The organism is Neobacillus sp. MER 74 (assembly GCF_023714155.1).
This window is the reverse complement of the sequence record NZ_JAMAUV010000001.1, coordinates 766,363-784,625: the sequence shown is the minus strand read 5'-3', so window position 1 is coordinate 784,625 and position 18,263 is coordinate 766,363. Positions and strand designations below refer to the sequence as shown.

The 18,263-nt window shown below is 36.5% G+C and carries 18 protein-coding genes; 13 read left to right on the top strand and 5 right to left on the bottom strand.

What is annotated here, in order from left to right:
- The first annotated feature begins 24 nt into the window (after window positions 1-24).
- The 8 genes from M3610_RS03890 to M3610_RS03855 all read left to right on the top strand — a co-directional run bounded on the left by M3610_RS03890 (window position 25) and on the right by M3610_RS03855 (window position 8,429).
- Entirely contained in the window at window positions 25-195 is a 171-nt protein-coding gene (locus M3610_RS03890) for a XapX domain-containing protein (RefSeq protein ID WP_098572109.1), read from the top strand.
- A gap of 25 nt (window positions 196-220) precedes the next feature.
- On the top strand, window positions 221-619 hold the full coding sequence (locus tag M3610_RS03885; RefSeq protein WP_251456761.1) for a cytidine deaminase: 399 nt from the start codon (window positions 221-223) through the stop codon (window positions 617-619).
- A 116-nt stretch (window positions 620-735) separates the two neighbouring features.
- Entirely contained in the window at window positions 736-1,248 is a 513-nt protein-coding gene (locus tag M3610_RS03880) for a DUF3189 family protein (RefSeq protein WP_251456649.1), read from the top strand.
- Between the two features lie 14 nt (window positions 1,249-1,262).
- Window positions 1,263-2,066 (top strand): pyrroline-5-carboxylate reductase, encoded by an 804-nt coding sequence (proC, locus tag M3610_RS03875; protein WP_251456647.1) that lies wholly within the window; start codon window positions 1,263-1,265, stop codon window positions 2,064-2,066.
- Window positions 2,067-2,309: 243 nt separating this feature from the next.
- On the top strand, window positions 2,310-2,747 hold the full coding sequence (locus tag M3610_RS03870) for a response regulator (RefSeq protein ID WP_251456645.1): 438 nt from the start codon (window positions 2,310-2,312) through the stop codon (window positions 2,745-2,747).
- Window positions 2,734-3,771, top strand: a complete 1,038-nt coding sequence (locus tag M3610_RS03865; protein WP_251456643.1) for a HEAT repeat domain-containing protein — start codon at window positions 2,734-2,736, stop codon at window positions 3,769-3,771. Before M3610_RS03870 ends, M3610_RS03865 begins: the two co-directional genes overlap by 14 nt.
- A 3-nt stretch (window positions 3,772-3,774) precedes the next feature.
- Window positions 3,775-5,187, top strand: a complete 1,413-nt coding sequence (locus M3610_RS03860) for a glycosyltransferase family 2 protein (protein ID WP_251456641.1) — start codon at window positions 3,775-3,777, stop codon at window positions 5,185-5,187.
- On the top strand, window positions 5,184-8,429 hold the full coding sequence (locus M3610_RS03855; protein ID WP_251456639.1) for a hypothetical protein: 3,246 nt from the start codon (window positions 5,184-5,186) through the stop codon (window positions 8,427-8,429). Before M3610_RS03860 ends, M3610_RS03855 begins: the two co-directional genes overlap by 4 nt.
- 37 nt (window positions 8,430-8,466) lie before the next feature.
- Here M3610_RS03855 and M3610_RS03850 read toward each other — a convergent pair whose 3' ends face one another.
- The 3 genes from M3610_RS03850 to M3610_RS03840 all read right to left on the bottom strand — a co-directional run bounded on the left by M3610_RS03850 (window position 8,467) and on the right by M3610_RS03840 (window position 11,068).
- Entirely contained in the window at window positions 8,467-9,054 is a 588-nt protein-coding gene (locus tag M3610_RS03850) for a YitT family protein (RefSeq protein WP_098572115.1), read from the bottom strand.
- Between the two features lie 377 nt (window positions 9,055-9,431).
- Window positions 9,432-10,439 (bottom strand): inorganic phosphate transporter, encoded by a 1,008-nt coding sequence (locus M3610_RS03845; protein WP_251456637.1) that lies wholly within the window; start codon window positions 10,437-10,439, stop codon window positions 9,432-9,434.
- A gap of 11 nt (window positions 10,440-10,450) precedes the next feature.
- The gene (locus M3610_RS03840) at window positions 10,451-11,068 is read right to left on the bottom strand and encodes a DUF47 domain-containing protein (RefSeq protein ID WP_251456635.1); all 618 of its coding nucleotides are present in this window, start codon (window positions 11,066-11,068) and stop codon (window positions 10,451-10,453) included.
- Between the two features lie 396 nt (window positions 11,069-11,464).
- On the opposite strand from M3610_RS03840, the gene M3610_RS03835 reads away from it, so the two are divergent.
- Window positions 11,465-11,722, top strand: coding sequence for a GlsB/YeaQ/YmgE family stress response membrane protein (locus tag M3610_RS03835; protein WP_098572117.1), 258 nt, complete (start codon window positions 11,465-11,467; stop codon window positions 11,720-11,722).
- Window positions 11,723-11,773: 51 nt separating this feature from the next.
- Here M3610_RS03835 and M3610_RS03830 read toward each other — a convergent pair whose 3' ends face one another.
- Window positions 11,774-12,697, bottom strand: a complete 924-nt coding sequence (locus M3610_RS03830) for an RluA family pseudouridine synthase (RefSeq protein ID WP_251456633.1) — start codon at window positions 12,695-12,697, stop codon at window positions 11,774-11,776.
- Window positions 12,698-12,804: 107 nt separating this feature from the next.
- On the opposite strand from M3610_RS03830, the gene M3610_RS03825 reads away from it, so the two are divergent.
- Both M3610_RS03825 and M3610_RS03820 read left to right on the top strand, forming a co-directional pair.
- The gene (locus tag M3610_RS03825) at window positions 12,805-13,191 is read left to right on the top strand and encodes a YhcU family protein (RefSeq protein WP_251456631.1); all 387 of its coding nucleotides are present in this window, start codon (window positions 12,805-12,807) and stop codon (window positions 13,189-13,191) included.
- 193 nt (window positions 13,192-13,384) lie between these two features.
- The gene (locus tag M3610_RS03820) at window positions 13,385-15,127 is read left to right on the top strand and encodes a phospho-sugar mutase (protein WP_251456630.1); all 1,743 of its coding nucleotides are present in this window, start codon (window positions 13,385-13,387) and stop codon (window positions 15,125-15,127) included.
- Window positions 15,128-15,276: 149 nt separating this feature from the next.
- On the opposite strand, the gene M3610_RS03815 is transcribed toward M3610_RS03820, so the two are convergent.
- Window positions 15,277-15,531 carry a YhdB family protein gene (locus M3610_RS03815; RefSeq protein WP_026565946.1) on the bottom strand — a complete coding sequence of 85 codons (255 nt, stop codon included), beginning with the start codon at window positions 15,529-15,531 and terminating at the stop codon, window positions 15,277-15,279.
- A 137-nt stretch (window positions 15,532-15,668) separates the two neighbouring features.
- On the opposite strand from M3610_RS03815, the gene M3610_RS03810 reads away from it, so the two are divergent.
- Window positions 15,669-16,655, top strand: a complete 987-nt coding sequence (locus M3610_RS03810; protein ID WP_251456629.1) for a M14 family zinc carboxypeptidase — start codon at window positions 15,669-15,671, stop codon at window positions 16,653-16,655.
- A 91-nt stretch (window positions 16,656-16,746) separates the two neighbouring features.
- A complete protein-coding gene (locus tag M3610_RS03805; RefSeq protein ID WP_251456628.1) occupies window positions 16,747-18,162 on the top strand; it encodes a SpoVR family protein in 1,416 nt (471 codons plus the stop codon).
- Window positions 18,163-18,263: the final 101 nt, after the last annotated feature.

Sequence of the window (18,263 nt, the reverse complement as noted above, 5' to 3'; positions counted from 1 at the left end):
ATAATCAATTGTGAGGTTAATTCGATGAGAGACGTAATAATGGCTTTAATTGCCGGTTTAATAGTTGGTATGTTGTTTAAATTTTTAAAGCTTCCAATACCTGCTCCCCCAGTATTCTCAGCAGTTGTCGGTGTTTTCGGGGTGTACTTTGGCGGTGTGCTTCTTGAGTGGATTACTAAATTAGTTCAGCAATAAAATTCCTTGGCGGAGTGTGAACATGATGGAAAAGAAAGACTTAATTGCAGAAGCAAATAAAGCAAGAGAGCATGCTTATGTACCCTACTCTAATTTCAAAGTGGGTGCCGCTTTATTATCAAAGGATGGCCAAGTATTTCATGGCTGTAATATTGAAAATGCTGCTTATAGTATGACAAACTGTGCAGAGCGAACTGCTTTGTTTAAGGCCTATTCTGAAGGGATTACACAATTTGCTTCACTCGTTGTCGTGGCGGATACTGAAGGTCCGGTTTCTCCTTGTGGAGCTTGCCGTCAGGTTATTTCTGAACTTTGTGATGCAGAAATGGAAGTTGTGCTAACAAATTTAAAAGGTGAGGTTCAAAAAATCCTTGTAAAAGATCTACTCCCGGGAGCTTTTTCACCAAAGGATTTAAATAAATAAGTATTCGAGAAGTTTATCCAATGGAGATAAACTTCTTTTTTTAGTGCGAAAATTACCTTGAATTGGAAACATTAAAATAGACCATAATATACATAGCAAAAATAAAGGATGATTCCATGATTTATATCTATAATGACTATGGCGGAACTCATACAACTTCCTTAGCAGCGGCCTACCATTTAAAACAATTACCACAATCTGAACGAAAACTGACAAAAGAAGAGATTTTAAATGTGAAATATTTCAATAAATTAACAAAAGAAGATTTTGGAAAGATCATTTTTCATGGAATGGATGAAGATGGAAACTCTGTTTATACGATTGGACGAAAAAGAAACAAATATGTGGTCCCTGCATTAAAAGAGATGAGTTTATTGCTGCAAGAAAAATTTAAATTTGATGAAAAAATTGTCTTCTCCAATACTTCACCAACTGTTCCTTTTGCCATGACTATGGGCGGAATGTTCTCAAGGGGGTTAAAAATTGATTTTATTGGAGTACCCTTATTAGTTATAGGTGCTAAACAATGTTGTGATAATATATACAGGTTGGTGGAAAATACAAAAGAAATAGGGAAAACAACTTTTGCAGAAAACATCATTGTATTGGAGAATGAGATGTATAAATAGGTGAGGAGATTAAAGTGGAAAAGAAAATAGGTTTTATTGGGGCAGGAAAAATGGCGCAGGCCATGATCGAAGGAATGGTTAAATCTTTAACGATTCCAAAAGAGAATATTTTTGTTAGTGCTAACACAGAAGATACAACAAAAGTAATTAAACAAAAGTTTGATATATGCACAACATTAAATAATAGAGATGTTGCAAGGTTTGCTGACATCCTTATTATTGCGGTGAAACCAGGTCTATATGCAACTATCATCGAGGAAATCAAAAACGATATAAAACAAAATGTAATCATTGTAACGATTGCTGCTGGAATTACCTTAATGGATATTGAGAAGTCATTTGGTTTTCAGATAAAGACGATTAGAACAATGCCTAATACTCCATCTTTAGTTGGGGAGGGCATGAGTGTAATCTGTGCGAATGATTACCTTACTGAAAATGAAATTATTGAGGTAGAGCACTTGTTCCAGACCTTTGGAAAGACCGAAAGGCTAGTAGAGAAACTTATGGATGCCGTTCCAGCTATCAGCGGTTCCTCCCCGGCATATGTGTATATGCTTATTGAAGCTATGGCAGATGGTGGAGTAAGGCAAGGAATACCAAGGAATCAAGCATATCGATTAGCTGCTCAAGCTGTTCTTGGGGCTGCAAAAATGGTCCTTGAAACCGGAAAACATCCTGGTGAACTCAAAGATAATGTGTGTACACCAGGAGGGGCAACAATAGAAGCAGTTGTTACCTTAGAGGAAAAGCAATTTCGGGGATCAATTATGACTGCAATGGACAGTTGTACAAATAAAGTTAAAAACCTATTATAAATAATAAACTTAGGATCCATTTTTTGGGTCCTTTTTTGTGTTTAGATTTCAAGGAAATTCGACAAATTTTATTGTTTTTCGACTTTTTCTGTGTTTTTCGCGTGACACATGGAATTATTAATTATAAACTTTAAATACTTAAAATCTGTTGAAAATAAGGGAATAGTAATTGTATGAATCAAAAACAGGAAAGGTCTGTTTTCATACATACTTGAAGGCTCGTCAGTCAGGAAGTAGGTAGTTATGGATTTAAAAAATATAGATACAAAAGAAACCTTGTTCGTTTCGGTCATTGATGACGATGCGATTATTCGAACCATGTTAATAAGGATACTTAAGGGAATGGCTTTTTATCATTTTGAATTAGACATTGAAACATTTGAAGATGGACAACAATTCTTTGAATCAAAACGTTTAGAAGAAAAGGGCATACATTTTTTAATACTTGACGGTATTATGCCTGTTATGGATGGTATCGAAATCTTGCAGAAAGTAAAAAAAATAGAAGGTGGAAGAAATATCTATGTCCTTATGTTGACTGGGAGAAAAAGGGAAACGGACATTGAAAGGGCATTAATGCTAGGAGCGGATGATTATATCACGAAACCTTTTAGTATTAAAGAACTTCAAACTAGGATTGAAAGGTTAATCAAGAGGATGAAATTGCATGATGAAGAATGAGTTATTTTTCTTGACAATGCTAACGATAAACATTCTAGGGTTGTTATTGGTTTTATTAATATACTTAACGATAAGAAAAGCACTAGAAATTAAAAAACGGAAGGCAATTGAACAATATATAGAAAATAATCACACGAAACTTTTTACAATGCTTATGGAAGGCGGATACTCTAGGGGGCTGAGTCCGAAATCAGTTCTTGAACAGAAAGCCATCGAGGAACTTTTAAGCAGGTACAGCAAAATTTTAGAAGGTGAGGAGGAAAAGTCACGATTAACAGAACTTGCATCAATGTATCTATTAGAGAGGTATCGCAAGCAACTGAATAGTAAAAGGTGGAGTAAACGTATGAACACTCTCTATCATATTGAAGATTTCAAATTAACTCTCCTGAACGATGAAATCTACATGCTAACAAAGAAAAAAAAGATCTCCCACGCAGAACTTATTCATTCATTAAGAATCCTTGCATTATTTCAACATGTATTTTTATTTGACCTGTTAATAACCCGTTACCAGAATTTCTCTGAATTTGAATACCGTACGATATTAGTCCACCTCGAGCAGAAGCAATTTGAAAAGTTTATTCTTCATTTTCATAAGAGCAGTCAGCCGTTACAAAAAGCCATCTTAGAGGTAATTTCAATAAAAAAGGAAGTAAATTATCTTCCTTTCCTTGAGAATATCTTTTCAGTCTATAAAGGTGAAATCAGGCTCCGAGCCTTAAAGGCATTATCGAATGTGGGCAATGTGAAAAATACAGACCCCTACTTAGAACTACTCTATTCTAGTAAATGGGAAGAAAGAATGATTGCAGCCAAACTTATTGGTTCATTAAAAGAAGTAAGAGGGATATCAAGATTAATCGAGCTTTTGCATGATCAAATGTGGTGGGTTCGGTCCCAGGCCGGAGAGGCCATCTGCCAATTTCCAAATGGTCACCAGATCTTACAGGAAGTGTTAGAAACTTCGAAGGATGTATTTGCTAAGGATATGGCATGGGAATGGCTTCATAAAGGGGTATAGAAAATGGCAATTTTAGAGTGGGGAAATGTTGTAACGCTTTTTGCTTGGTTTATCGCTGTATATATGGTTATTGTCATTTCATTTTACTCTGTTATCTTGATGATCTCTTTTTTTCAGTTGCGGAAGGAATATCAACTTGACAGAGTTCAGGCATATGAGGATTATGCGGATGAATTTTATACCAAACCTGTTTCAATTATTGTTCCTGCTTACAATGAAGAAGCAGGTATTATTCAAAGTGTGCGTTCTTTATTAAGTGTAGATTATCCAACATATGAAGTGATTGTAGTGAACGATGGATCAACCGACCAAACACTTGCAAAAGTAATCGAGCACTATGATATGAAGGAAATAAAAAAAGTAGTAAGAAGGCAAGTGGATACAAAACCAATAGGCAGGATTTATCAATCAGCTATTTTATCGAATTTGTTTCTTATTGATAAGGAGAATGGGGGAAAGGCGGATGCCCTTAATGTGGGTCTTAACTTTTCCCATTACCCTTATTTTTGTTCGTTAGATGGCGATTCTGTTCTTGAACAGGATGCATTTTTAAAGGTGATGAAACCAATAATTGATTCAAATGAAGAAGTGATTGCCTCGGGTGGAAGTGTTCGAATTGCGAACGGATGCCAAATCAAAAATGGTCATATCCAAAAAATCGGTTTATCGAATAAACCTTTAGTTGTTATGCAAATCATCGAATATTTACGTGCCTTTTTAATGGGAAGAATTGGCTTGAGCCGGCACAATCTTCTATTAATTATCTCAGGAGCATTTGGAGTTTTTTCAAAGCAATGGGTGATTGCAGCGGGAGGTTATAAAACAGATACCGTCGGGGAAGATATGGAATTAGTTGTTAGAATCCATCGACTCTTAAGGGAAAAAAAAATAAAGAAAAAGATTGTCTATGTTCCAGATCCTGTATGTTGGACGGAGGTCCCTGAGGATGTGACCTTCCTTCGCAGGCAGAGGAGACGATGGCATAGGGGACTACTGGAAAGCTTATGGACACATAGGAAAATCACATTTAACCCTAAATACGGTTCAATTGGTTTGATTTCCTTCCCTTACTTTTGGATTGTCGAATTTTTCGGGCCAGTCATTGAGTGTTTAGGATACCTGTTTATGATCCTTTGTTTATTACTTGGGGGGATCTATATAGAATTTGCCATTTTGTTATTTCTTCTCTCCTGTATATATGGTTCTATTTTTTCAATGACATCGGTTCTATTGGAGGAATGGAGTCTAACAAAGTATCCAAAAGTATCAGATATCATGAAGTTATTTTTATATTCCTTAACAGAAACCATTTGGTATAGGCCGTTGACTGTGTTTTGGAGATGTGAGGGAATTTGGCAGATGATAATCGGTGATCGAAGTTGGGGAGAAATGAAAAGAAAAGGTGTTTCCGAATGAAAAAACCAATTAATTTAATCATGTATACCGTTCTTTTTTTAATTATTATCACCTGCCCCTTTTGGCTATGGCAAATTCAACCTGTGAAACAATTAAATGTGTTGATTGTTGATAAAACGGTACCGAATCCTTCGTATCGGGAACATAAAGGTTTGGTTTGGATATTAAATAATGCAAAATATTATAAGGATGGAAAAAAACCTTATTCATTTACGGAGGATTATAAAGGATTTGAACCAAAGGAAGGAAAGAAATATTCGATCACTTCATTACCCAAGGATTTAAAACCATACGATGTGATTTATTTAACGGATCAATATGGAGTATATAAAGAGGAGTTTTACGGACAAAATCCATCAGGAAGGCACTCTACAAAAATTTATGGTGGACTTGAAACAGATGAAGTTAATCAAATAAAAAAAGAACTTATTCAATCGAAAGGGAAAACATTAATAGCAGAATTTAATACGTTTGCAAGTCCTACATCAGAATCGTCGAAGGCTAAGATCTCGAATTTGCTTAATGTAGAATGGTCAGGCTGGATCGGTCGCTATTTTTCCAACCTTAATAGTACAGAGGTACCAGGATGGGTAAGAGAGAATTATGAGAAGCAAAATAAAAAGTGGTCATTTACTGGAAAAGGATTTGTATTTGTCAGTAAAAACAATTATATCGTTATAATTGGAGAAAAAGACGTTAAAAACAATGGTATTCTGTTTGAATTGACTAGAAACGGAAAAAAACATTTTACACAAAGGTTAGAAGGAGAGTACAGTTATTGGTTCGATATTATTGATGCCAGAGATGATAAGGAAATATTGGCTGACTATAAGCTGCCAATCACTAAGGAAGCAAAAGAAACATTGAAGGGATATGGGATTCCAACTTCTTTCCCAGCCGTGATTTATCATCAAAATGCTAGGTATTCCTCCTATTACTTTTCAGGGGATTTTGCAGATGAAACTGATGTTCCAGGAATTTATCAAACCAAAGGTTTGGATGCTTGGAAGAAGAATGTTGGTTCGAATGGTTCTTTCTATTGGGGGACTTATGTACCAATGATGAAGGATATTTTAAAGTATGGATTACACCAGGTAACTCAACAGGAAAAAGTAGACATTGTCGAACTGAATGGTATTAAATCAAACAGCAAAACTGGGAAATCTTATCTTCAGATTCAGAAGGATGGGAAATGGGAAGACCTTTTGATAAAGGGTGTAAACATGGGGATAGGAAAACCTGGTTATTTTCCTGGGGAGACGGCGATTACCAAAGATGAATACCTTCGATGGTTTAAAGAAATTGGTGAAATGAACGCAAATGCGATAAGAATTTACACACTCCACCCACCACAATTTTATGAAGCCTTTCATGAATATAACAAAATCGCAAAAAAGCCATTATTCTTATTCCATGGGACATGGATTAATGAAGAGAATCTGATTCACACACAAGATGCCTTTGCCAAAGTAAATCTAGACGACGCGAAGCTGGAAATAAAAAATATGATAGATATAATCCATGGAAAAGCAAACATTCCAGACCGGCCAGGCCATGCGTCAGGTGAATATAAGTACGATATTTCGAAGTACATTCTGGGAATCATTGTTGGCACGGAATGGGATCCAGCCATGGTCACCAACACAAATGATAAGCATTCAAAAATTAGTCAATTTACAGGGAAATACTTTAAAACAGAAGGGGCTAATCCGTTTGAAATTTGGCTCGCTGGTTTAATGGATTATGCTGCTGATTATGAGGTGAAACACTACCAGTGGCAGCATTCAATGAGTTTTACGAACTGGGTTACAACAGATTTGTTGAAGCATCCCACTGAACCACTGGAGAATGAAGATATGGTTTCTGTGAATCCAAATCATATTAAGGCAACAAAACAGTTTTCTGCAGGAATATTTGCCTCCTATCATATCTATCCATATTATCCTGATTTTCTTAACTATGAAAAGTCATACCTTAATTATGTAGATGAAACGGGGAAGAAAAACAATTATGCTGGCTATTTAAATGAGCTGCGTGCTGTCCATCAAATGCCAGTGCTTGTTGCAGAATTTGGTGTTCCGTCTTCAAGAGGGTTAACACATAAAAATGCATATGGAATGAACCAAGGATTTCATTCAGAAGAAGAACAAGGAAATATAAATAAACATTTATATGAATCGATTGTATCAGAAGGCTATATGGGGGGGCTTGTCTTCTCTTGGCAGGATGAATGGTTTAAGCGAACATGGAATACCATGGATTTTGACAATCCCGACCGGAGGCCATTTTGGAATAACGTGCAAACAAATGAACAGCACTTTGGCTTATTAGAATTTGAACCTGGGAAAAAAGAAAAAGAAATTATGGTGGATGGAAATGCTAAGGATTGGGAATTATCGGGAGTCAAGAAGAGTTATCCTAGCAAAGATAAAAAGGACACTTTAAATGAAGTTCGGTTGACCTCTGACAATGGATATTTATATTTCCTGTTAAAATATAATCGACCAGTTGATTTTCGCAGACAAGGAACCTTCCTTCTGCTTGACTCTATTAAGCAACAGGGCCAAACCCAAATTCCATTAAACGATCATATATCAATCAAAACAGACTTTGGAGTTGATTTTTTAGTAAGTCTTACAGGACATGAGACTTCAAGTATCATGGTCGATAGTTACTATGATGCCTTTTATTATCAGTACGCCCATCTTCTGAAGATGATTGCTGAGGAACCGTATGCCAATCAAAAGAATAATGGTGTATTTCATCCCATCAGGCTTGCTCTTAATAAGGAATTAACAATTCCAACTACCAAAGAGGTAATTCCATTTGCGAGTTACGAGACAGGAAAACTAAAGTTTGGGAACGCCAATCCAAATAGTAAAGAATTCGACTCATTAACAGATGTTAGCATTAGTGATGATAGAAAAGGGATCGAAGGAAGGATTCCATGGCAGCTCTTGAATGTGAAAGACCCTAGTTTAAAGGAAGTAATGGGTGATGTCTGGGAAAGTGGTTTATCTGGCAGTGATGAAACAAGTGGAATTCGACTCGCATTAGTAACAACAGAACTAGGGAAGGTCACTCAAACATTACCTCAAACAAATAAGAATCGGATTCACGAGTCAGATGCATATATATATAGCTGGAAGAAGTGGGAAGAACCATCATTTAATGAACGGTTGAAGAGATCCTATGGAATTATGAAAGAAACGTATCGAACAATGGACATATTGGGAAAGTAGTATTATGGGAAGGACAAGCTCTGTCCTTCCTTTTGTTTTAATAATAAGGAAAATGTTGATTATTGTTACCTCTTACTGTTAACGCCGTCATAACGCCGACGCATATGATAGTGAGTAGAGAATAAAAGAACTTCTCCAATCCGACAACCTGAATACCGCTTGTGATGACTAGACCATCTATTAAGAAGATGATGATCCCAATATTAACAGAAGTAAATTTAGTTAATAATTGGGCAAGCAAATCTGTCCCGCCTGTACTGGTTTCATAGCGAAGCATTAGACCTATTCCAATTCCGACAAGCAATCCGCCAATAATTGTACTTGGTAATATTCCTATTTCAATTTTACCATTAATAAAGGATAGAAAATCAATACAAAAGGAAGAGATGATAAGTCCATGGAGGCTGTAGTAGAAATAGCGCCTCTCAAAGAACCAGGCCAACACATATAAAGGCAGACTTAATACAATAATACTTAGTCCAGCCGGCCATCCGTAAAAATAATGAATGATTAGTCCTAACCCGATGACTCCTCCATCAAGTAAATGATAGGGAACTAAAAATCCATTTACTCCAAGGCTTAAGAGCAAACTCCCGAGCAGCATTGCTGCTAGTTTTTCTTTCATCAACCATCACCCCAAAACTTGTCCTCTATCATAAAAATATGAGCGTTCGGTACTTTTAGAAGTGATATAGCAAAAAAGAAACCAGAAAAGTTGTGCAAGCATACCATGCTTTAAAGGTCATAAATGATTTTATAACCCTGTTGATTGGAGTGGAAGGCGGCGAAGACTCCTGCGGGAGTACGGGACAGGGGAGATCCCGCAGACGCTGAAAGCGTCGAGGAAGCTCCCCGAACCGCCCGCGGAAAGCGAAGCCGCCTGGAACGGAAATCAACAGACTAGTTTAATGTAGCCAAACAAAAAAGACTGTCGATTTAAAACCCGAAATCCTTCGGATTTGTCGACAGTCTGAAACCAGAAAAATATTTCTGGTTTCTTTTTTAAAAGAAGATATTAAGGATGTAGTAGATAATACTTGCTAAAAGGATTGTGATTGGAAGTGTAATAACCCATGTTATTAACATGCGTTGGGCAGTACCCCATTTAACTCCTTTTAACCGATGAGAAGCACCTACACCTAAGATTCCTGATGAGATAACATGAGTTGTACTAACAGGTAAATGAATATAAGTAGCACCGAAGATAATTGCTGCCCCTGTTAAATCGGCTGCAACACCGTTGATAGGCCGAATCTTCATAATTTTACCACCAACAGTTTTGATAATCTTCCATCCGCCAATCGAGGTCCCTAGTCCCATTGCAATCGCACAAGAGAGTTGAACCCAAAAAGGAACTTCATCTGTATGAAGATAACCGTTAGCTAAAAGAGCCATGGTAATAATCCCCATTGATTTTTGTGCATCGTTTGTTCCGTGTGAATAGGATTGCAACGCAGCCGTTGCAATTTGAATTAAACGAAATGATCGATTCGTTTTAGTTAAATTAAAGTTCTTAAAAACGACTTTAAAAATACTGTAAACAATGTATCCAACGGTAAAAGCTAAAATAGGTGATAGAATTAACGCCTCAAGAATTTTAATAAAACCTTCAGCCTTTATTACATCAAACCCCTTCGCCGCAATGGCAGCTCCAGCAATGGATCCGATAATCGCATGTGAAGAACTGCTTGGAATTCCATAATACCAAGTAAGTAAATTCCAAATGATAGCAGAAAGTAGTGCTGCAAAAATAACAATTGATCCTGTATGACCACCTGTAAGTGAAAATGGATCAACAATGTCCTTAGAGATAGTTTTGGCAACCCCAGTAAATGTCAATGCTCCAACAAAATTCATTATTGCTGCTAACATAATTGCTTGGCGTGGTTTAAGTGCTTTTGTGGATACAGATGTAGCAATTGCATTTGCAGTATCATGGAATCCATTAATAAAGTCAAATGCAAGGGCACCAATGACAATTAAAATTGTAAGAATTAATACAACGCTCATATGTTTGCTCCTTAGGCATTTTTCATGATAATGGTTTCAAGTGTATTGGCAACTGTTTGACAATAGTCGGCAATATCTTCAAGGTTTTCGTAAATTTCTTTGTATTGGATAATTCGGATCGGGTCTTTTTCGACCGTAAATAAATTTTTAATCGACTGGCGTAAGACATTATCGCAGTTGGATTCAAAATCCTTTATCTTAATGGCATGTTCTCTTATTTGCTGTAACTTTTTATTGGAAAGTAGTTCAACGGCTTTGTCAATTTCATGGACACTACCTTGAATCGCATCCACAAATTTCTTCATGAATTCATCTGCATTTGTAATAGAGTACATTTCAAATAATGCTGCACAACCTTCAAGCCCATCAAGTACATCATCCATACTCATTGCTAGGTGAAGGATGTCTTCCCGTTCAATTGGAGTGATGAATGCATCATTCAATTCCTTAATTACTTCATGCACATATGTATCACCTTTTGTTTCAAGTTCCTTCATTTTCTCTGAGAAAATTTTTAAATCACTCACATTTTTCAATTTGTAATCAGTAAAGAAATTTGCACTTTCCTTTAAGTTTGCAGAAATATTACTAAGTAATGCTGAGAATTTATCTACTTTTTTAAATGCCATGTGATTACCCCCATTTTCAATTAAACAATCGTATACCGACCCAAGTAATTTTATCTGAAAAATGTCGAAAAATGAAACAAATTCTTTATAAATTTACAAAAACTTAACATTAGAATCTTTTGAATCGTTCAATTATAGAAACAAATTTTATGTATGTTAACAAAATCTTTACATTATATGTTTTTAATAGTTCTGAAATAAAGATATTTTTACTTTTGCCTAAATTTATGTATTTATGTACTTAGTTCCTGTGTTAAGAATTTGAATTTATCTTTTTTTTCTTTTCTGAGTATATAAAAGAAAATAGGGTACTTTATTAATACAGGTAGCATGAAAATAAGTTACTTTTCCAACTGCCTGAGACAAATAATTGGTTACTAAAAAGGAGTGTACTGAATGAGTTTCATTTGGGCATTAATTATTGGTGGGATTATTGGATGGTTAGCCGGTCTTATCGTTGGAAGAGATATTCCGGGTGGCATTATTGGTAATATCATTGCAGGTTTTGTTGGAGCATGGCTTGGAACTGCGGTTTTAGGTGATTGGGGGCCGCATGTCGCTGATTTTGCAATAATTCCTGCAATTATTGGGTCAGCTGTTTTGGTCTTGCTAGTAAGTTTCATTCTGCGAGCCTTTAGAAGAACCGATAGATAATATCTCTTTACTTGAGAAGGCCTCCGAAATGCTCGGAGGCTTTTTTGTGCTTTATAATGAAAGGATATCAATATTCTTAAAAATTACAGGTCGATCCACAAATGGGGCATGACATACAATCTTTTCCTGAGTAAATGGATGAATGAATTCAATCTTTGCGGCATGCAGTGCTTGTCTATTCACAATTGGTTTTCCGCCATACAACGTATCTCCTACTAATGGATGCCCTAAATAACTTAAATGAACCCTGATTTGATGTGTTCTCCCAGTATTGAGCCAACATTTTATATATGAAAGTTGTTTCTCTTTGTCCACTTTTACTACCGTGTAATGGGTAAGGGCAGATTGACCCGTTGGAGAAATTCTCCTTTTAGTTGCATGATGGCGATCCCGTCCAATCGGTTCGTTAATAGAGCCTCTTTTTTGTTTAACTACCCCATGAACTAACGCAATGTAGGTTCTTTTAATATTTCTCTTAAAAAGCATCTGGTCCAGAATAGCCCCTGCTAGTGAATGTTTGGCAAGGAGAATGGCACCTGATGTATCTCGATCTAATCGGTGAACTTGACGGATGTTCCGATTTTCTCCTTTGGCTTGCAGATAAAATTGTACTGCATTAACCAGTGTATCTTGATCGGTTAGTGGGTTATTCGGATGGCTATTCATGAATGGTGGTTTGTTAATAACCAAAACATGTTCGTCTTCAAAAAGTATGTCTATATCTATAAAAATGGGCAAAATTTCTATACTTTCGTCCTCAAATAGTTTTAATTGCAATTTGGATCCCTTGATAAGAGGCGTAGTCCAGTTCGCGCGTTCTCCATTAATTTTCACCTTATCCTCCATTCTAAAGGTGTGGGTTAATTTTTTAGGGGCTTCCCAGACATTCCGAAAAATTTCCTCTATGGTTTTTCCATTCCATTCTAACGGGACCACTATTTGAAACCATTCTCCCATTCGCATTGTGTTTAGCATTTAATTCTCCTTAAGGTTATAATTACCACGGTCAATACTGACTTAGTTATGTTATTCTTATCATATACAATACGTCAGAAATAAGCGATGGCAAAGGTGGGTTTTAAGTGAAAATTGTATTTGCCTCGACGCCAAGTCAAGAAAAAGAAATTAACGGACTGGTGAGGTACATTTATTCGAATATATTTCCGCTCTACTTTACTGATGAGGAGATTTGTCGTTTTGAGCGATTAAAAGTTCTTCATACATCTGAAGAGTTTAATACATTAAAAGATGCCTTTCAGGTAATGACATGTATTCAAACATTAATCTCCATTCTAGAGTCCTCTCAACCTGATGAGCAGTATGCTTCATTATTTAATAAGAATGTGGAGACATTAACGGAGTTTGGTTTACTGTTTCCATTCAAATATGAACATTTCGAAGAAGCAAAAAGTATAAGAATTCCCATGTTAAGTATCTATTCTAAAGCTGATAATGAGTTACTAATATAAGTTAAATAAAAGTCTGCACATGCAGGCTTTTATTTTTTTCTACTAAAAATTGTAGGATATGAGGTAATATAGAAAAAGAACTGAATAAATTTACTTCTGCGAAAATTGTCGTTTAATTTGATTAGATTTTTAAAGGAGTAACAGTGTTGAAATTAGAAACAATAACAGTAGACAAAATTTGGAGGGAATCGACATGAATTGGAAACAGACAGCAAAGAGTTGGATGGAATTTGACGGATTGGATACTGAATTGCAGAATCAATTAAATGAATTAATGAAGGATGAGAGGCAGTTAGAGGAAGCCTTTTATAAAAATTTAGAATTTGGTACTGGTGGTATGCGTGGAGAAATTGGGGTTGGTACCAACCGAATGAACCTTTATACTGTCCGCAAAGCATCAGCTGGCCTAGCAGCATACATAGAAAACCATGGAATGGAAGCAAAACAGCGCGGAGTAGTCATTGCTTATGATTCACGCCATAAATCTCCAGAATTTGCGCTGGAGGCTGCAAAAACTTTGGCCACAAAGGGTATTCAAACCTATGTCTTTGATGAATTAAGACCCACTCCTGAATTATCATTTGCTCTAAGATATTTAAATGCTTATTCAGGCATTGTGGTTACTGCAAGCCATAACCCACCTGAATATAACGGCTATAAAGTATATGGATCGGATGGTGGCCAACTGCCACTAGAAGCGGCAGATGAGGTAATTGCAAAGGTAAATGAGATTGAAAATGAATTACTCATTGAGGTTGATAGCGAAGAAAAATTAAGAGCAGAAGGATTAATTAAAACGATTGGTTCGGAAATTGACCAAGCTTATACGGAGAAACTATTAACGATATCTGAGAATCCAACTCTTGCTAAGGAAACAGATATCAAAATCGTCTTTACGCCACTCCATGGAACCGCTAATAAGCCTGTCCGTGCTGCACTATCAGCATTGGGATATGAGAATGTAACGATCGTCAAAGAACAAGAACTTCCGGATCCAGAATTCTCAACGGTAAAAAGTCCTAACCCTGAAGAACATGCTGCTTTCGAATTAGCGATTCGTGATGGGAAAAGAATCGGTGCAGATCTTTTAATTGGAACAGACCCTGATGCAGATCGTTTAGGGATTGCTGTATTAAATCCTGAGGGAGAATATGTCGTTCTCACTGGTAACCAAACCGGTGCTTTGTTACTGGATTACATTATTACTCAGAAAAAGGAAAAAGGGACACTGCCAAAAAATGGGGTAGTGTTAAAAACAATCGTTACATCTGAAATTGGCCGGAAGATTGCTGAGGCTAATCAATTAGAAACAGTTGATGTGTTAACAGGTTTTAAATTTATCGCTGAAAAAATCAATCAATATGAGGCAGCTGGCGATCGTAAATTTTTATTTGGATATGAAGAGTCTTACGGATATTTAATTGGTGATTTTGCTCGCGATAAAGATGCGGTACAGGCTGCTCTCTTAGCAACGGAAGTTTGTGCTTTTTATAAGAAACAAGGCATGTCCCTCTATGAAGGATTGATGCAGGTATTTGAAAAGTATGGATATTACCAAGAAGGCTTACGCTCCCTAACCTTAAAAGGCAAGGAAGGCGCAGAGACAATTCAACAGTTATTGGCTTCTTTCCGTGCAGAGCCGATTACCAGCCTTGGAACATTAGCTGCAGCCACTGCGGAGGATTATTTAACAAGTACTCGTGTAACGAACAAAGGGAAAGAATCAATTGATTTACCTAAATCGAATGTTTTAAAGTATACATTTGAGGATGGTTCATGGGTTTGTTTACGTCCATCTGGTACAGAACCAAAGGTGAAGTTCTATTTTGGTGTCAATAGTAACAGCTTAGAAGAAAGCAAAGCAAAGCTAAAAACCATTGAAAATGATTTTATGGCGTTAGTTAACAATAAAATGAAAATGGTTCAGGAAATTTAATTAACAACAATATCCGATTGTGTAACTAAAATCTTAAGACTGTTTTAAAACACGGCTTCCCACTTGGGGAAGCCGTGTTTTTTGGTGGTGGAATTCTTTGGTCCGGTTAGTAAAAAGTTTCTCAATTTCATTTGCATTCACTTGCTAAATTAGGAAAGACTATACATCGGTATCTCATTAGGGTCCGCTTCTACCGTTTCATTCGCATGGTCAATGTAGCGCAGCAGGTTATACAGTTTAGTTTCAATAACAGTGTAATCACGTTCAAAGTTGTAAGCATGCAGGAATTGTTCAATTCGTTTTGATAAGAATTGGTCTTTTGTTCGTACCATTAAAATCAGTAAATTATCCCACTCAGAACGATGGGTATAATACAGCGCTCGATCATAATCCATTTTATTCATTTATTTTTATCTCCTCCTTATTAGGAGTTGAGATTATTGTGTGATATTTTGACGATAACTTTCACAGAAAATGTTGGACATTCAGTATTTACGCTGTTTTCAACATTTACCTGCATAATTTAACAAATGGAGGTCATATGGCTAAAATCATAATCTGTATCATCGTCTTTTTTACAGTTCAACAGGAAAATGTGACAAGCGCAAAAATTGTTAAAGGCAATAAATCTTATAGTTTTGAGATGTTAGAAGATGACCTTTCAAAACTAACCAAAAAATATAAAAAAAAAATAAAAGTCCAATCAATCGGTACATCCCACTTTGGCCGCGATATTTGGGCAATCAAGCTAGGTACGGGAAAGAAGAATGTGGTCTTAATTGGTTCGCATCATGGCAGAGAATGGATGACTAGCCTAATGCTAATGAAAATGATTGAGTCTTATGCATCGACATATAATGAGAGAACCTTTTTTGGTTTCAAGTCCAATCAAATTTTGAATGATGTTTCCATCTGGTTTGTGCCTATGTTAAATCCTGATGGTGTTACCATCCAACAGAATGATATGAAAGGTTTTTCATCTAAACAACAGAAGCTTTTGGTCAAGATGAATGATGGCTCAAGAGATTTTCAGCGATGGAAGTCAAATGGCATGGGAATTGACCTGAACAGGCAATATCCGGCAGGATGGGAAAGTCTCAAACCAGAACCAGCATCGCCGTGGTATAAATTCTATAAAGGGAAAAAACCACTGGAATCAAAAGAAGTAAAATCCCTTACAAATTTTATTAAGGAAATCAACCCTACGATTGCCATTGCATATCACACGGCAGGAAGAGAAATTTATTGGAATTATAAAAATGGCGAAAATTTAAAACGGGATGAACGGATTGCCAAAAAAATATCGAAGATAACCGGGTATAAATTAGCAGTGCCGGATCAAAACGCAACGGGTGGCGGGTTCACGGATTGGTTTATCACTACTTATCATAGGCCGGCGATGACAATCGAAATAAGTTACCTAGTTGGTGAAACCAATCCACCCCTATCAATTTTTCAAAAGGAATGGAAACGAAATCAATATGTAGGATTAAAAATTGCAAAAGAGGCTAAAAAAATATCAAATTAAAGCCATACTTGCCCATTGTTTTTTCTATCTTGTTTCATCATTCTCCTTTTTACTTCATACATTGTGGTAAGAGGAAAAGGGGGAATGGCTAATGAATGTGGAAGGACGTAATGCACTGGAATATGCGATCAGTGAAATTACTGAAATCGCAACCGGGTTTGGATTGGATTTTTATCCAATGCGCTATGAAATCTGCCCTGCTGAAATTATTTATACATTTGGGGCCTATGGTATGCCAACCCGATTTTCACATTGGAGCTTTGGAAAGCAATTTCACAAAATGAAACTTCATTATGATTTAGGCCTTAGTAAAATTTATGAATTGGTTATCAATTCCAATCCATGCTATGCTTTCTTACTTGACTCTAACACCCTTATACAAAATAAATTAATTGTTGCCCATGTTTTAGCACATTGTGACTTCTTTAAGAATAATGTTCGTTTTCAAAATACGAAGCGGGATATGGTCGAAAGTATGGCAGCTACGGCTGAAAGGATTCATCAATATGAAATTCAATACGGCAAAAAGGAGGTAGAAACTTTCCTTGACGCGGTATTGGCCATCGATGAACACATTGATCCATCATTGATGAGACCTAAATTATCTTGGTCAATTGGAGATGACGAGTCAGACGATGAACATGAAGTTCAAGCGGCAACGCCCTATGATGATCTATGGGGATTAGATGAAAGGGATAAAAAGGAAATAAATCAACCAAGGAAACGGAAATTTCCTCCGAAACCAGAGAAGGATTTATTATTATTTATTGAAACCTACAGTCGAGAATTAACAGATTGGCAGCGAGACATCTTGACAATGATGCGGGAGGAAATGCTTTACTTCTGGCCACAGCTTGAAACAAAAATCATGAACGAGGGCTGGGCTTCTTTTTGGCATCAACGGATATTACGAGAAATGGATCTAACAAGCGGCGAAGCCATTGAATTTGCTAAACTGAATGCTGGCGTGGTGCAGCCTTCCAAAACGGGAATCAATCCATATTACTTAGGAATCAAGATTTTTGAGGATATCGAAGAGCGGTACAATAATCCGACAGAAGAGATGATACGAAGGGGAGTAACGCCAGGGTCTGGAAGAGAAAAGATATTTGAAGTAAGAGAAGTGGAGTCTGATATTTCCTTCTTGCGAAATTATTTAAATAAGGACCTGGTCATGCGCGAAGATATGTATCTTTTCCAAAAACAAGGCAGGGACTACAAAATAGTTGATAAACAATGGGAACAGGTTCGCGATCAGCTTGTCAATATGCGCGTAAATGGCGGATTCCCGTATATTACGGTTAATGATGGAGACTATTTAAAGAATGGTGAACTTTATTTAAAGCATTGGTATGAAGGCGTGGAACTTGATGTTAAATATCTCGAGAAAGTACTTCCCTACATCCAGCAGCTATGGGGAAGACCTGTCCATATTGAATCGATGATCGAAGAAAGAAAAATGTTGTTCTCCTATGATGGTAAAGGGGTGCATCGCAAATATTTGTAATTTCTTGAGGCTATCTTGTACTATCAAGGTAGCCTATTTTTTATTTAGGATAATAGAAAACAGGAATATCATTTCATGAATATATATTATTTATTTAAGTG

What these genes read in the sequence shown, in the direction of transcription:
- M3610_RS03840 (WP_251456635.1), bottom strand. Translation starts at nt 11,068, where the DNA reads ATGGCATTTAAAAAAGTAGATAAATTCTCAGCATTACTTAGTAATATT.
- M3610_RS03855 (WP_251456639.1), top strand. Translation starts at nt 5,184, where the DNA reads ATGAAAAAACCAATTAATTTAATCATGTATACCGTTCTTTTTTTAATT.
- M3610_RS03885 (WP_251456761.1), top strand. Translation starts at nt 221, where the DNA reads ATGGAAAAGAAAGACTTAATTGCAGAAGCAAATAAAGCAAGAGAGCAT.
- M3610_RS03830 (WP_251456633.1), bottom strand. Translation starts at nt 12,697, where the DNA reads ATGCTAAACACAATGCGAATGGGAGAATGGTTTCAAATAGTGGTCCCG.
- M3610_RS03860 (WP_251456641.1), top strand. Translation starts at nt 3,775, where the DNA reads ATGGCAATTTTAGAGTGGGGAAATGTTGTAACGCTTTTTGCTTGGTTT.
- M3610_RS03810 (WP_251456629.1), top strand. Translation starts at nt 15,669, where the DNA reads ATGGCTAAAATCATAATCTGTATCATCGTCTTTTTTACAGTTCAACAG.
- M3610_RS03850 (WP_098572115.1), bottom strand. Translation starts at nt 9,054, where the DNA reads ATGAAAGAAAAACTAGCAGCAATGCTGCTCGGGAGTTTGCTCTTAAGC.
- M3610_RS03880 (WP_251456649.1), top strand. Translation starts at nt 736, where the DNA reads ATGATTTATATCTATAATGACTATGGCGGAACTCATACAACTTCCTTA.
- M3610_RS03890 (WP_098572109.1), top strand. Translation starts at nt 25, where the DNA reads ATGAGAGACGTAATAATGGCTTTAATTGCCGGTTTAATAGTTGGTATG.
- M3610_RS03835 (WP_098572117.1), top strand. Translation starts at nt 11,465, where the DNA reads ATGAGTTTCATTTGGGCATTAATTATTGGTGGGATTATTGGATGGTTA.
- M3610_RS03820 (WP_251456630.1), top strand. Translation starts at nt 13,385, where the DNA reads ATGAATTGGAAACAGACAGCAAAGAGTTGGATGGAATTTGACGGATTG.
- M3610_RS03865 (WP_251456643.1), top strand. Translation starts at nt 2,734, where the DNA reads ATGATGAAGAATGAGTTATTTTTCTTGACAATGCTAACGATAAACATT.
- M3610_RS03815 (WP_026565946.1), bottom strand. Translation starts at nt 15,531, where the DNA reads ATGAATAAAATGGATTATGATCGAGCGCTGTATTATACCCATCGTTCT.
- M3610_RS03870 (WP_251456645.1), top strand. Translation starts at nt 2,310, where the DNA reads ATGGATTTAAAAAATATAGATACAAAAGAAACCTTGTTCGTTTCGGTC.
- M3610_RS03805 (WP_251456628.1), top strand. Translation starts at nt 16,747, where the DNA reads ATGAATGTGGAAGGACGTAATGCACTGGAATATGCGATCAGTGAAATT.
- M3610_RS03845 (WP_251456637.1), bottom strand. Translation starts at nt 10,439, where the DNA reads ATGAGCGTTGTATTAATTCTTACAATTTTAATTGTCATTGGTGCCCTT.